General features: G+C 42.2%; 12 protein-coding genes. 7 read left to right on the plus strand and 5 right to left on the minus strand.

The features are described 5' to 3' along the window. The 5 genes from R7Z50_RS08710 to R7Z50_RS08730 form a co-directional block, all read right to left on the minus strand. On the minus strand, positions 1–1,338 hold a 1,338-nt coding region (locus R7Z50_RS08710), incomplete at its 3' end, for a VWA domain-containing protein (protein WP_318149018.1). Then, positions 1,331–2,335 (minus strand): vWA domain-containing protein, encoded by a 1,005-nt coding sequence (locus R7Z50_RS08715; RefSeq protein WP_050550100.1) that lies wholly within the window; start codon positions 2,333–2,335, stop codon positions 1,331–1,333. The genes R7Z50_RS08715 and R7Z50_RS08710, both read right to left, overlap by 8 nt. Beyond that, on the minus strand, positions 2,328–2,804 hold the full coding sequence (locus R7Z50_RS08720) for a DUF4381 domain-containing protein (protein ID WP_017821862.1): 477 nt from the start codon (positions 2,802–2,804) through the stop codon (positions 2,328–2,330). The genes R7Z50_RS08715 and R7Z50_RS08720 overlap by 8 nt, the downstream gene beginning before the upstream one ends. Before the next feature lie 37 nt (positions 2,805–2,841). Beyond that, complete coding sequence (locus R7Z50_RS08725) at positions 2,842–3,768, minus strand: DUF58 domain-containing protein (protein WP_033906737.1); 927 nt, start codon at positions 3,766–3,768, stop codon at positions 2,842–2,844. 13 nt (positions 3,769–3,781) lie between these two features. After that, a complete protein-coding gene (locus R7Z50_RS08730) occupies positions 3,782–4,738 on the minus strand; it encodes an AAA family ATPase (RefSeq protein WP_033906738.1) in 957 nt (318 codons plus the stop codon). 310 nt (positions 4,739–5,048) lie between these two features. Between R7Z50_RS08730 and R7Z50_RS08735 the strand changes: the two genes are divergently transcribed. The 7 genes from R7Z50_RS08735 to R7Z50_RS08765 all read left to right on the plus strand — a co-directional run bounded on the left by R7Z50_RS08735 (position 5,049) and on the right by R7Z50_RS08765 (position 13,005). Beyond that, positions 5,049–6,965, plus strand: coding sequence for a methyl-accepting chemotaxis protein (locus R7Z50_RS08735; RefSeq protein WP_017821859.1), 1,917 nt, complete (start codon positions 5,049–5,051; stop codon positions 6,963–6,965). 56 nt (positions 6,966–7,021) lie between these two features. After that, complete coding sequence (locus tag R7Z50_RS08740; protein ID WP_005375165.1) at positions 7,022–7,222, plus strand: restriction endonuclease subunit S; 201 nt, start codon at positions 7,022–7,024, stop codon at positions 7,220–7,222. A gap of 246 nt (positions 7,223–7,468) precedes the next feature. Then, positions 7,469–8,137 carry a LuxR C-terminal-related transcriptional regulator gene (locus R7Z50_RS08745; protein ID WP_065275456.1) on the plus strand — a complete coding sequence of 223 codons (669 nt, stop codon included), beginning with the start codon at positions 7,469–7,471 and terminating at the stop codon, positions 8,135–8,137. Between the two features lie 228 nt (positions 8,138–8,365). Then, a complete protein-coding gene (locus R7Z50_RS08750; protein WP_031777174.1) occupies positions 8,366–9,022 on the plus strand; it encodes a LuxR C-terminal-related transcriptional regulator in 657 nt (218 codons plus the stop codon). A 206-nt stretch (positions 9,023–9,228) separates the two neighbouring features. Next, the gene (locus R7Z50_RS08755) at positions 9,229–9,819 is read left to right on the plus strand and encodes a calcium-binding protein (protein WP_206959036.1); all 591 of its coding nucleotides are present in this window, start codon (positions 9,229–9,231) and stop codon (positions 9,817–9,819) included. A gap of 152 nt (positions 9,820–9,971) precedes the next feature. Then, positions 9,972–11,690, plus strand: a complete 1,719-nt coding sequence (locus R7Z50_RS08760; RefSeq protein WP_206959034.1) for a type I secretion system permease/ATPase — start codon at positions 9,972–9,974, stop codon at positions 11,688–11,690. Beyond that, positions 11,665–13,005, plus strand: a complete 1,341-nt coding sequence (locus R7Z50_RS08765) for an HlyD family type I secretion periplasmic adaptor subunit (protein WP_206959032.1) — start codon at positions 11,665–11,667, stop codon at positions 13,003–13,005. Before R7Z50_RS08760 ends, R7Z50_RS08765 begins: the two co-directional genes overlap by 26 nt. The last annotated feature ends 913 nt before the right edge of the window (positions 13,006–13,918 follow it).

Below are 13,918 nucleotides of genomic sequence, written 5' to 3' on the forward strand. Positions count from 1 at the left end.
CTGTTTTAGCTTTTCTTCTACAACCGATAGGTTTTTCTTCGCGGCTTCAAAGTTAGGCTTTTCCTCTAGCAGTTTTTTATACAAATCAGCCGCATCTTCTAATTGACCATTTTGAGCGAGCGAGTTGGCGAGGTTATAGAGGCCGTTAAGGGAGGCATCATGAGAAAATGCTTCGATAGCGGCTTCGTAGTCACCTTTTTGATAACTGGCGGCTCCTTTCCAGCTTGGGTTTGTAAATAGGTTTTGCGCCTGTTCATACTCACCTTGCTTGTAGAGTTCCGCTCCTTGTTGGTCGGCATTTAAGAACGGATTAGCTTCTGCATGCGGTGTCCACGTTACTGGGACTACAGTCGCAACTACCACCCAAATCAGGCCGCGTCGAAACAGTAAAGCCGCAGGAATAAGTAACAACGGCAGTAACCAAAAGCCACTGTTGAGACGAGAATCAGTTTTAACTTCTTCGCTTTGGGTCGCAGAAAGCTGGCTACCAATGTTATTAGTAAAGGCCGCGATATTTTCAACATCACGGTTGGTGTGCTGAATAGGAACAAATAGACCGCCAGTTTTATTCGCTAGCGTCTGTAGATTTTTCAGGTTTGTTTTCGCTACGACGGTTGTGCCTTGTGCAGTTTTTAGCAGAGAGCCATCGGGCAGCGCGATAGGCGCACCGTTAGGAGTCCCGACGGCAAGAACAGAAATGCGAAACTTTGTACCTTGGACTAAATCTAACGCGCGAGACAGCTCTGACGTATCAAGATCATCCGCTAACACGATGATATCGCCTTGTTGCGTGCCAGCTTGAGAAAACTGGTTGATCGCAAGTTCAATCGCGGCAGGCAGGTTTGCTCCTTGAAAAGGCATCAGCTCTGGTGACAAATTTTCGATAATGCCCGCAAGCGTGCTGGAATCAGTTGTCAGTGGACTTAAGTTATAGGCATCGCCAGCGTAAGCAATAAGTCCAGTGGCTCCCTCTTTCCATTTAGGCAGCAAATCGAGCGCCTTATAACGTGTTTGTGCTAACCGATTGGGTTTGATGTCTGTAGCAAACATAGAGCGAGACATATCAAGCACCAAGATTCGGTTTTGGTTTAACTCAAAGCTTGGTCGAGCATTGGACTGCCAGCTTGGCCCCGCTAATGAAATGCAAGTTATTGCCCAAGCTAAACCCCATAGAGTGAAGTAATGCTTAGACTGCGTGTTTTGTCCGAGCATCCGCGATAGGTGAGGGGCAATCAGTGTGGACTTTTGGGCTCTAAATTTGTGATTAAGCAAGAGTGCTATAGGGATCACGATGAGCCCCAAAAGCCAATAAGGATTGAGGAAAATAAACTCAGCCATGTTTTCTCCTTAATAGGAATAACAATACCGATAATACAAATGCAGCGCTTAATGGATATGGAAACCATTCAGACTGTGGGCGCCAAGTTTGTGTGTCGCTAGATACGGGTTCTAGCTGGTTGATGGTGTCATAAATCTTTTCGAGCTCTTCCGTATCTCGCGCTCGAAAATATTGTCCACCTGTCACCTCTGCCACTTTAGTCAGTGTTTGTTCATCTAAGTCGGCTGCGGTGTTGACTTTGCGAGTCATGAAAAACTCTTTCACCATCATTTCACCAGCGCCCACGCCCACGGTGTAAATAGTGGCGTTGTATTTTTTCGCAATTTCCGCTGCTTCTAGCGGCTCGAGCACCCCTGCAGTATTGCTGCCGTCACTGAGCAAAATCATGACTCGTTGGGGAGCATCACTGTCTACAAAGGTTTTTGTGCCTAACCCAATACCATCACCAATGGCGGTTCGTTGACCAACCAAGCCGATGACGGTTTGATTAATCTGTTGCATGACGCTTTTGCGGTCTGCAGTGAGTGGTGTTTGCAAATAAGCATGGTCGCCAAACAAAACAACTCCGAGACGGTCACCTTTTCTCTTTGCTACGAAATCAGACAGAACTTTTTTGACTGCTGTGAGGCGATCGATATATTCGCCGTTGAGTTCCATGTCTTCCTGCTGCATCGAACCGGACAGATCGACGACTAACATCAAGTCCCGATACTTGGGTTGGAATTCAACGGGATCGCCAAACCAAACTGGACGCGCACAAGCGACGACAAGAAGGCCCCAGATCGCGATTGAAAGTGCTTTTTGCAGCGCTTGCTTAGGCTTGCTGCGATTCTCATTAGTTGGTAAGTACGCCAATTTGATCTCGGCTTGTTGAGATTCTTGTGGCAGAAACTTGTATACCAGCCAGGGGATGGGCAACAAAAACAGTGCCCACCACCAGACAAATTCAATGTTTAGCCATTGGGCAAGATCGGTTATGAGTGTTTGCTCAGTCACGGTTATTTGCCTTTTTCTTTGGTGGCAAAGCGTAGGTTATCCAAAAGACACAATCGTCTACCAAGCTTTGATGCTGCCCTTGGGAAGAATTCTGATACAACGCTTCTTGCCACTGATGTTGTTTGTCTACGAATCGACTTTCTTTGGTATGGCTATCGAGAAATTCATACCAAGCGATTCCAGTTAATGGTGCGATCTCTTCACGCGGAAAGTAACTCAATGCTGCCTGGCGCAATATTTCCAGAGCAGAGGAAGGGGTATGAGGCGCGGTAGGTTGAGTTAAAAGTGTTAATGCTGTCTTTTTTGCGCGTAAGTGTTTTTTACGCCATCTCACATAAAGACAAATGCCGAAAACGAACAGCAAGGTTGCTGCAAGCACCACCCACCATCCCCAAGCGAGCGGAAACCAATCCGGTGCGTTTGGCAAAATCAAAGGTTCAAGGTCTAGGCTTTGGTTGTTTGTTGTCATTATTATTACTGCTTAATAAATACTGCTTGTCAGTTTGTTAGCTTAATTGTGAAATTAAGGGCCGGCCACTTGATAGCGTGTTAAATGGAATTGCTATTGAATGGCATTGCTGCTTAATGGTTTCTTGATGTTGGGTAAAGTGGTTTTCGAGTTCTCTTCGTTGTCCTTTAGAGCCAAAGTTAAACCATTGACTATGCAGCCCATCCGAAGCTTTCACTTGACCTCTAAAGTCTGTTTCGCCTCTTTCTAACGGATCATAAAACTGAACAGCCCTTACGCTATTGTGTTGTTTGAGTCGACGTAGTTGTGCCAGTTCCGTTGGTGTTACGTGGGCAAAATCACTGAGCATAATCAATTCGCTGCCTTTTGGGGTGAGCGTATGAAGTGTCTCCAATACTTGTGCATACGGCAGTGTACGAGTGTCGTTGCTTGCAGTACGAGTTACTTGCGCATTATGTATGTCGACTATGGCGTTAAGAATCCGCAGCCCTTGTCTTTGTAAAGAAGAGGGGCGAAATTCAAGACATTGATGTCCGTCATCAATCACTGCGCCGATGCGATCTTTTTTAGCTAGAGTTAGCCAAATTAGAACACTGGCAAAGTGGGCCAATTGAACGGATTTGAGTACATACTTAGATCCAAAATGTAGACTAGAACTTAGATCAAGATAAAGAATGACCGCTTGCTCTTTATCTTCTGCAAACAACTTCGTATGTGCTTTACCGGTCCTAGCGGTGACTCGCCAATCAATGCTGCGAATATCGTCGCCAGGTTGATATTGGCGCACCTCCATAAAATCCATACCTCGCCCTTTTTGGCGACTGGTATGGTTACCACTCATCTGCGACCAGAGACTCTGTGCTGGTGGTAACCAACGTACAGATTGAGTGCGATATTGGAGCAGCTCTTCAAGGGTTAATGTCACCCCATTCGCATGAGGTGGTAATGAATGTGTAGCGGACATATCACTCACCTGTTTATGCACTGCCAACAAGGTTTAGCAGTTTATCGATGACCTGGTTTGCCGTAATGCCTTCCGCTTGAGCGTGGTAACTCAACAATAAACGGTGGCGCAGTACCGGATAAGCCATGGTTTGAACATCTTCCGGAGAGACAAAATCACGACCTGCAAGCCAAGCGTGCGCACGTGCACAGCGATCAAGAGCGATGGTGGCACGCGGACTCACACCCATTGACAACCACTTGTCCAACTCAGTGTCATATTCGTTGGCTTGACGTGTCGCCATAACTAAACGGACGATGTACTGCTCTATCGTTTCCGCCATATGAATATCCAACACTTCTTTACGTGCGGTGAATACATCTTGTTGGCTTAACATTGGGCGTTCAACCTTTGCTTCGCCTTTTGCTTCTCCGCGGTTAATACGCAAGATAGATAGCTCATGCTCCGCATCTGGGTATTCCACTTCTAAATGCAATAAAAAGCGGTCTAGCTGCGCTTCAGGAAGGGGGTAGGTCCCTTCTTGCTCTATCGGGTTTTGAGTTGCCATAACCAAAAACAACTCTGGCAGCGGGTAGGTATGACGACCTGCTGTGACTTGTTTCTCTGCCATTGCTTCAAGCATTGCCGCTTGTACTTTGGCTGGTGCACGGTTTATCTCATCCGCAAGAATAAGCGAGTTGAAGATAGGACCTGATTGGAAAGTGAATTCTCCGGTTTCGGGACGGAAGATATCGGTGCCGGTTAAATCGGCTGGCAGCAAATCAGGGGTGAACTGAATGCGGTGGAAGTCGCCTTCAACACAGTCTGAGAGTGATTTTACTGCACGGGTTTTTGCTAACCCAGGAGGGCCTTCAACTAAAATATGCCCATCCGCAAGAAGCGCAACAAGCAGTTGCTTTACCAGATCTTGCTGTCCGATGATCTGCGACTCTAAGTATTGCTGAAGAGTTTCGAAGTTAGATTTATGCATGCTTTGGACTCTCGGTATCCATGTGATTTTCGTGTTGAGTATTGGTCATTTTCCATGTGAAAAAAGTTCCAATGCTCTATTGCAATTTATCTTTTCAATATTGGGACGCTACAGAGAATTGCAAGTACGTGCTATCTCTGAAAGTGCTTATTTGACAGTGTGTTACATTTATTTTTCATAATATAATGAGAAATGCCTCTAGTTTTGTACATATGAGCCGATAAAGATTCCGTGGTGTGCGTGTCATGAGATATGCACCTGATTCCCCTTGTGGGGCCAATAACAAGTGATTCTTTTAAAAGGTCCGAATATGTTGAAACTTCATTCCTTGAGCATCAAACAGAAGGTTGTACTTGGCATTACGTTTGCTGTTCTAGCATCAACAATCATTGTTGGTGTTATGGCTCAGCGTCATGCGAGAGATGTATTGAGCCATCGTCTTATTGACATCGAGCTACCTGCGATGTTGCAGCAAATCAATACCGAAATTGACCGCGAAGTTGTCGAAATGCAACAAGCGGCAAAACAGCTGGCTACAAACGAATTTATTGTTGAAGCCCTATCTAATACAGACCGTGATCCGTCAGTAGAAGTTCAGTTGGTGCAGCAGCTCAATAATGTTAAATCACAGTATGGTCTTAATGATGCGTCGGTAGCGAATCGTCAAACGGCATATTACTGGAACCAAAACGGATTCTTACGTCAACTTAACCGAACGCAAGATGCTTGGTTCTTTGGATTTACGTCGTCTGGTCAAGAAACGTCCGTGAGTGTGTTCCAAGAGGCAAATGGCGAAGTGAAAATGTTTGCCAATTTCCAAGATCTTAATGGTACATCAATGTCAGGTCTCTCTAAATCTATGGGAGACATGGTTGCTTTGCTCAATGGGTTTAAAATTGAAGATACGGGTTACGTGTTCCTCACTAATGAACAAGGCCAGATTCAAATACACCGCCAACAAGGTAAGAACCAAACTTCTATCACTAAACTATTTGGTAGTGACGCAAGTGCGCTGTTGAACAAAAATAGCTTCAACCTAATTAATGTGGAGTTTGAAGGGCAGGATACTTTTGTTTCTAGTTTGTATGTTCCTTCAATGAACTGGTTTGTTATTGGCGTGGTTCCCGTTGATGAAGTATTCGCAGACCTGAATGCGACAGCTAAAAAAATGCTGTTTACGACCATCATTGTTGCCGTTGTATTCATTCTCATGGGCGTATGGTTGGCAAACAGCATTACGAAACCAATCCGACTGATTGCCGATCGTTTTACCGACCTTGGGCAAGGTGAAGGCGATTTGGCGCAGCGTATTGAAATTAAGGGTAATGATGAAATTGCTCAGCTTTCAAAAGGCTTTAATGGATTTATTGAGAAGATTCATGCCACGATGAAAGAGGTTGCTTTAACCAGTGGCTCATTAAGTCAAGCGGCAGAAAGTGTGTCAACGAAAGCAACATCCACACACGACAACAGCCAAGAGCAGCGTGATCAAACCATTCAAGTAGTTGCAGCTATCAACCAAATGGGTGCGACCATCAGTGAAATTGCATCGAACGCTGCTACCGCTGCTGATACGGCAAATCAGGCTTCAGATAACACTCAAACTGGTCGAGAAGTTGTGATGAAAGCAAAAGAGGTGATCAGCCGCCTAGCCGATGATGTTGAAACAACCAATATTGTTGTTACGCAGTTGGCATCGACAACCAAAGATATTGGCTCGATTCTGGGTGTAATTCGTGACATCTCTGAGCAAACGAATTTACTTGCGCTAAACGCTGCAATTGAGGCTGCTCGTGCTGGTGAGCAGGGACGTGGTTTTGCGGTTGTTGCTGATGAGGTAAGAAACCTAGCTTCACGCACGGCTGATTCTACAGAAGAGATTCAGCGCATGATCAATCAGCTTCAAAGTGACGCACAAGACGCGGTAAGTGCTATGGAAGCGGGCAAAGCGGTCACCATTGAAGGGGTTACTTCTACCGATGAAGCAGTCGAGGTATTAATCAGTATTTCTGAACGAATCACCGACATCTCTGATCGTAATACACAAGTTGCAACGGCGACGGAAGAGCAATCCACGGTGGTGCATACCATTAATCAAAATATCGAAGAAATCAACGCGATAAATGAAATGACAACCGCGACAGCAGAAGAGTTGGCGGATGCAAGTCGCGATCTTCAAGCGCTCTCTTCTCGTTTAGACAAGATGGTTGGTAGCTTCAAGTTATAGAGTTGGATAGAATAGGCGAAGTTTAAAAGTTCAATCATTAATTTTAGGTAAGTACTATGAATGACTTCGAAAAAGAACTAGAGCAAATTTCTCAAGAAACCGCTCAGGAGCCAGAAGTAAAACTGCCGTCGCTAGAAGAGCAAAAAGCGATCGTCGCTGAGCTGAAAAAGCTGGAAGCGGAAGGTAAGCTGACGCCAGAAGTGTTAGAACAACACTTTGGTAAGTTTAACCAAAAAAACGCAGTTCCAATCCACTAAGTTAGGTGGTGTTTTACCTCTAACGTGCGTGATTAAATCACCTGCTCAAACACAAAAAGGGAGTTTATACTCCCTTTTTTAATGTCTGAAAAATGCTAATACCTCTCACATACTTGCCACTTAAAAATTATTGACATTTCAATGAGTTATTAATTAGTACTAGTGATTTTCATACTTGACAATACTACCGCTCTATCTAAATCTATTGCGTATTTCAATAAAAACGACCAAGGGAATGCGATCAGGATGGAGCAGCAAAAAAAAAGAAACGTTATTTTAATCACGGAGGGAAGTCTACAGTCATCTCTGTTGAAAGATGTATTGGAGACCAAACTCGGTATTAGTGTTGCTCTAATCACGCCAGATAATCTGATTCACGGAGTGTTACATGAATCTCTTTCATCAGCCATTATTGTTGATTGCAGCGTGATCACGGATGAAATTTTTCGCCGTTATGCGGAGTTTAAAGCGGCCAAGCAGAAAGACACGCTTGAAATCTTAATTAATTGTGAGCAATCCATATCGACAGAAGATCTCTTTGCTTGGCGTACTTTGGCCGGTATTTTCTATACCTCTGATGATATAAAAACGTTGCAAGTTGGTATTGGTAAGGTGCTTCAAGGAGATATGTGGTTCAGTCGTAAGTTTTCTCAGCAGTACATTACTTACCTTCGTCGACATTGCAAACCTATAAATAAGAATGTTTCCGCTATTCTGACCAAACGAGAGCAACAAATAATTACCTTTCTTTCCATGGGGGCGTCCAATCAACAAATCGCTGAACAATTATTTGTCAGCGAGAATACGGTAAAAACGCATTTACATAATATTTTCAAGAAGATTGATGTGAAAAATAGAGTTCAAGCACTTATTTGGGCAAAGGAAAATATTTCAGACAACTCGTTACCGGTGTAATGCTATTGCAATATTAGGTTGCCTAATTTAGTAAACTCTTAATAATTTCTGTGACCTGAATGTGTTAAAAGTGTTTCTTTTATGAGAAACACTTTTTTTGGTTCTCTTTTTAATAACTTTAGAATTTAAAAAAGTAGCAAATAACTTTACTCTGTGAACTAGCACTTACATATCAAACTAAGTGCTGACGATTAACTACTAATTTAAGAATGTTAAGTCACTGAAAGTATGAGAAACATTATGGAACAGTATATGGAAAAGCCTGAAATCCTAATGCTCACTCAACAAAGTTTACAGAGTGAAAACTTTAAGGAAATGCTTTCTAAAAATACAGAAACTAAAATAACGATCATTGATACTAAAAACCCTAGTTATCATGAACTCATTCCGGAACGCTACTTTTTGCTTGTTGATTTTTCAGTTGAGATTCCTTCCGAAACTTTAGTTTATTTAAAAGATAGTAATAAAGTGCTAGGAACCATAATGCTTAATCTAGGTTATGACTTAGACACAGAAGAACTCGCTTCTTGGCCTCATGTAAAAGGTATATTTGGTCCAGGAGATTCAATGGACAAGGTTTGTCAGGGATTAAAAGCAATAATAAAAGGGGATAATTGGCTGTCTCGAAGATTACTTGATCAGCTAGTAAATTATTATCGAGGCAGAGAAGTAAATAGCATTATCGAACCTGCTATTGAGGTTGAGCTTACTCGGCGTGAAGTTCAGGTTTTAAAAATGTTGAAAGAAGGTGGTTCAAATATGGAAATCGCTGATTCTTTATTTATCAGCGAGCATACTATTAAATCACATCTATACAATATTTTTAGAAAGTTAGAAGTAAAGAACCGTACGCAAGCTACAAGTTGGGCTAAGAGAAACCTGTAGTACTAGTATTAACTTGCTGTAATAAAAAGAAAATACTCTATAAAGTACTAAATTTTATATTTATTATTAAAATGTCAGTCTGAAATATCATCCCATATTCAAACTTATTCCTATTCAGTTGACTATTAGACTTCTCATGTCGTGACGAATCTAGTCAGACGTGGAACAGAAGGTCTATTCAATTAATAAGCCAAGAGGGAATAAAAATGAGCGCAAGTGACAATGACACGTATTTAGGCGATGCAGGTGTAAATAACCAATTTGCTGATTTCGATGGCGGCGATGATTTGTTTATCGGTTTTGGTGGTAATGACTCGTTTGTTGGCGGTGGCGGTAATGATTATGTGATCGGCGGCGACGGTGATGATCGCCTAATTGGTGGTGCTGGAGATGATTTGTTAAAAGGTGGGATTGGTGATGATCTATTAAAAGGAGGTTTTGGAAACGATAAGCTTTTAGGTTTGTTGGGTGATAACAAGCTATTAGGAAACACTGGTGATGATATTCTTGTTGTAGGGGCTGGAGATAACATATTGGTAGGTGGGAGTGACAGTGACAAGTTTGTGTTCACGGATAAGTTTGGTGGCCATGGCGAAGCAAAGGTTATGGATTTCACCATTGGTGAAGATTCTTTGCACATTGTTAGCGACTCGGTTACAGCCTTCGGTGATTTAAGCTTTAGCTACGATGCAGTTGGGAATGCAGTGTTTACCGATGGGGCTGATCTAACAGTGAAACTTATTGGCGTGACTGAAACTGACATCAACACCTATGGTGCAGATCTGTTCGTAATCTAAACGACTGAAAATAACTCTGGATGGGAATTAGTTTGCGTGGCTCTGCCATGCTAAAGCGAACTAACCGGACACTCTAGAGCGATTTGAGGTTACCTTAAGCTAGGCGCTAGTATTTCTGGCGCCTACAATTTTCACGTTAAACGGAAGTAGTCGTGCAAAAAACGGTTTTCAAAGAAGTGAAACAAAAACTATGCACGCTTGCGGGCTTGCTGATCGTTTTTAGCCTTTTTATCAACTTATTGGTTCTCTCTATTCCGCTGTACATGCTTCAAGTGTACAACCGAGTGATATCCTCCTACTCAACCGATACTTTATTCTTGCTCACTGTCATCGTAATTGTCGCGCTGTTAACCATGTCCATCATCGACATTGCACGAGCACAAATGAGTAAATCTTTTGGTTATTGGATGGACACAAAACTCTCCGCTTTCATGCTCAAGCGCACGATTCAATATCAATCACATACTGGGAAGAGTTATACCTCGCAAACTCTGAGAGACATTCAGAACATCAAAAGCTTTTTGAGCAGTCAAGCACCTTATCCACTGTTGGATGCGCCCTGGACACCGCTGTTTATTTTATTTGTGTATTTATTGCACCCGATACTAGGTCACATCGCGTTACTTGGATCTATCGTATTGTTTAGCCTAGGTCTACTTAATGAGCTAATGACGCGTAAAACAATGCAAGAGAGCGAAGTCAGAGCGATTTCTCATATCAACAAAGCAGAATTAGCCACGCAAAACTCCAATTCAATTCTCGCAATGGGGATGATGAATGCATTTTTAGAGAAGTGGCAGTCGCGCGTGAGTGAAGTGAATGTGCTTGAAGAGCGAGTTGCAGGTAAGTTCATCTACATGGCTAACTTTTCTAAGTTTGTGCGTGGATCACTACAGATATTTTTACTGGGAGGTGGTGCATGGTTAGTTATCCAACATGAGATAACGGCAGGGGCGATGATCGCGAGCTCCATATTAATGAGTCGGGCATTATCGCCGATGGAGCAGGCGATAGGCACGTGGCGAAGTGCGATGTCTGCTAAAGGCGCCTATAAAAGGTTGAAAGAAATCGATGCGATCGTGCGCCAAGATGAATCAGATATGCCACTGCCTAAACCAAAAGGACACTATGAGCTTACCGGACTGGCCTATCGCCATCCTGGAGCAACCGAACCAGTGCTCTCATCGATCAACTTATCGATTCCTCCGGGTGTTGCTGTTGGGGTGATTGGCCCTTCTGGTACGGGTAAATCGACGTTTGCTCGGCTGTTATTAGGTACGGTTAAGCCATTAGCGGGTAAAGTGACTCTTGATGGAATGGAAGTCTCCGTATGGGCATCTGAAGATCGCGGCGTGCATTTTGGGTATCTCGCTCAAGAGGTGGAGTTATTTCCTGGCACAATTCGAGAGAACATCGCGCGCTTTAAAGAAGAAGACCCCGCTAAAGTCATCAAGGCGGCTCAACTAGCAGGATGTCATGAATTAATACTCAAGAAAAACAAAGGCTATGATTGCATTATTGGTGAAAATGGCCGTGGTTTATCTGGGGGGGAAAGGCAGAGAATCGCTCTTGCAAGAGCCGTTTATGGCGATCCTTCTATTGTGATTTTCGATGAAGCGAATGCCAACCTCGATGGTGAGGGAGAGGCTGCGTATCAACGTTTGATTGCCCATTTAAAAGCACAGAGTACAACGATTATCGTCATTGCCCACAATCCGAGTACGTTACGACAAATGGATAGGCTGTTGTATTTGGCTGACGGCCGAGTCAAGTTATACGGCGCTAAAGATGAAGTATTAAAACGTTTGATGGGCGAAGAAAGAACAGATATCCCAAGGGTAAGAAATGAGCAATCAACTGCCAACCGTTAATCAGAGTTCTACCGAGATCGTATATCGTTTTAGCCCCAAAGCGAGACTAAGCTTTCGAAAACCAATTTTACTCGGTGTGGTGACCTTAAGTGTTTTTCTTGGAGGTCTTGGCTACTGGGCTGCAACAGCCAAATTAGAAAGTGCAGCGATTGCTTATGGTGATTTGTCAGTTCTCACTAAGCGACAAGAAATTCAGCATTTAGAAGGCGGTATTATTGAAAAGCTATATGTACAGGAAGGGGATTTAGTCGAAAAAGGTCAGTTATTAATTCAACTTTCTAAGCGTCAAGCTATGGCTAAGTTGGACTCGTTAAGTGGTCGTTTTATCCATACTCTAGCAAAGGAAAACCGTTTAAGTGCGGAGCTTGATGAGCTTCCAACGATTGTATGGTCTGATGATCTTGAAAGCATTCCCCGTGTCGATATCGTACAAGAAGCACAACTGGTTCAAAACAAGATCTTTGAAGCGAGAAAGCGATTCTTTGATAGTAAACTGAGTATCATTGAGCAGAGTATTTCTGGAGCAAATTTAGAGCTTGAAAACCTTCAGCAAACCAAAGTGATTGAGACGGAACGGCTCAACTTTATTGCTGAAGAAATAGACAGCAACCAAGCCTTGGTGCAAAAAGGTTTCTCGGGAAAATCTACCTTACTTCAACTCAAGCGCCTAGCAGCGGAGGTGAGAAGTACCTTAAGCCAGTTAGACAGGCAATCGCTCACCGTTAGAAAAAGGTTAGATGAGAACCTAGCGCAAATTGAAGAGTTGAAGCTTGAAAGGCTGAATGAGATTGTAGAGGAACTACGAAACACCAAAACGGAAATTGTCGCAATTCGGGAAGAATATCGCTCCGCTCAAGATATTGTCGCAAGAACAACGATCAACGCACCTATTTCTGGTCGCGTAGTCAACATGCAAGTGTTTACCGAAAAAGGTGTGATTGGCTCGGGTGAAACGTTACTAGAACTGGTCCCGCAAGACGATAAGTTGTTAGTCGAGGCTCGTGTTAATCCTCAGGATATTGATTTAGTGAGTCCAGGCCAGCAAGCGCATGTTCGTCTGACCGCTCTGAATGCACGGACGTTGGCACCTTTAGACGGTACAGTGCTGACGATTTCTGCCGATAAGCTCTCGCAAGAAAACCAAGAAGATTTTTATCTCGCTAGAATTGCAATTTCACCGGAAGATGTGACAAAACATCGTTTAACCTCAGGCATGAATGCCGAAGTGCTGATTTTATCTGAGCCACGAACGCCATTGAGCTACCTAATAAAGCCAATTACAGAAAGCATGAATCGCGCCTTCAGAGAGGAGTAATTTCTAAGTGCTTTTTGAAGAGTATTGTCAAAGAGTATCGAATCCAATTACATATCATCATTAAATAAACAGTTTAAAGTCTAGGTTTTTTTCTTAAAGTCGTATGTTTGTAATTTTTAGTTTTTCTGATCTAGTGAAGAATATCAATATTTTACTAGCTAATTATTTTTAGGTTAACTGTGGTAGAAATGTCATATAGTACTCTATTCATTTTCATAGTTTGTATCTTAGAGCATTTTTGAAAACTTAGTGATAATTTATTTTTATATCCATAATTTTTTAGTATTAGTAACTTGGATGAATTATTTGATACTTTTTAAAAATAAACAATATGGAGTATTAAGTATTTCAGATAAAGTACATTAAACCTTGCTGTAAAATAAAAATGTATTATCATATCAGTAAATTTAAAATTTTTCTTTTTTACAATCTTATTTTATTGTTGGTAATGTGTTTTATTAAATAAATACGACGTTATATCGTCATTAATTATCATATAAAATCTTATAATATTGTATAGGGAAATTTAAAATATAAATACAGGAATTATCGTTCTTACAACTCAAAAAAATTAAAAAGCTTTAAATAGATTGCGTTGTTAATTTATATAGTTCACCCGGTGTAGTCAGCGACACGTAATTACGATTAGATATTAATTATTGAAGAAATAGGCTGAGAACTTACTGTCATGTTACAGGTGTACTGTAGTTCAAAGTATTGTCGCAAGGGAGATAGAAAAGTGTGGTATGGTAAATAGCGAAGATATTGTAATTTTTCTGAAAGTTAAAAAAGGAAACGAACTTTGGGATAAAAATTTAACTTGGCTTTGGTCGGTGGGATTTATCACCTGTTAGAACAACATAAAGCTCGAGTCTATACCCAATCGAAAGGTTATGTAGGTTGTGAAAGGTCA

The organism is Vibrio sp. 1249-1 (assembly GCF_033340495.1).

What these genes read in the sequence shown, in the direction of transcription:
- R7Z50_RS08720 (WP_017821862.1), bottom strand. Translation starts at nt 2,804, where the DNA reads ATGACAACAAACAACCAAAGCCTAGACCTTGAACCTTTGATTTTGCCA.
- R7Z50_RS08725 (WP_033906737.1), bottom strand. Translation starts at nt 3,768, where the DNA reads ATGTCCGCTACACATTCATTACCACCTCATGCGAATGGGGTGACATTA.
- R7Z50_RS08730 (WP_033906738.1), bottom strand. Translation starts at nt 4,738, where the DNA reads ATGCATAAATCTAACTTCGAAACTCTTCAGCAATACTTAGAGTCGCAG.
- R7Z50_RS08735 (WP_017821859.1), top strand. Translation starts at nt 5,049, where the DNA reads ATGTTGAAACTTCATTCCTTGAGCATCAAACAGAAGGTTGTACTTGGC.
- R7Z50_RS08740 (WP_005375165.1), top strand. Translation starts at nt 7,022, where the DNA reads ATGAATGACTTCGAAAAAGAACTAGAGCAAATTTCTCAAGAAACCGCT.
- R7Z50_RS08745 (WP_065275456.1), top strand. Translation starts at nt 7,469, where the DNA reads ATGGAGCAGCAAAAAAAAAGAAACGTTATTTTAATCACGGAGGGAAGT.
- R7Z50_RS08750 (WP_031777174.1), top strand. Translation starts at nt 8,366, where the DNA reads ATGAGAAACATTATGGAACAGTATATGGAAAAGCCTGAAATCCTAATG.
- R7Z50_RS08755 (WP_206959036.1), top strand. Translation starts at nt 9,229, where the DNA reads ATGAGCGCAAGTGACAATGACACGTATTTAGGCGATGCAGGTGTAAAT.
- R7Z50_RS08765 (WP_206959032.1), top strand. Translation starts at nt 11,665, where the DNA reads ATGAGCAATCAACTGCCAACCGTTAATCAGAGTTCTACCGAGATCGTA.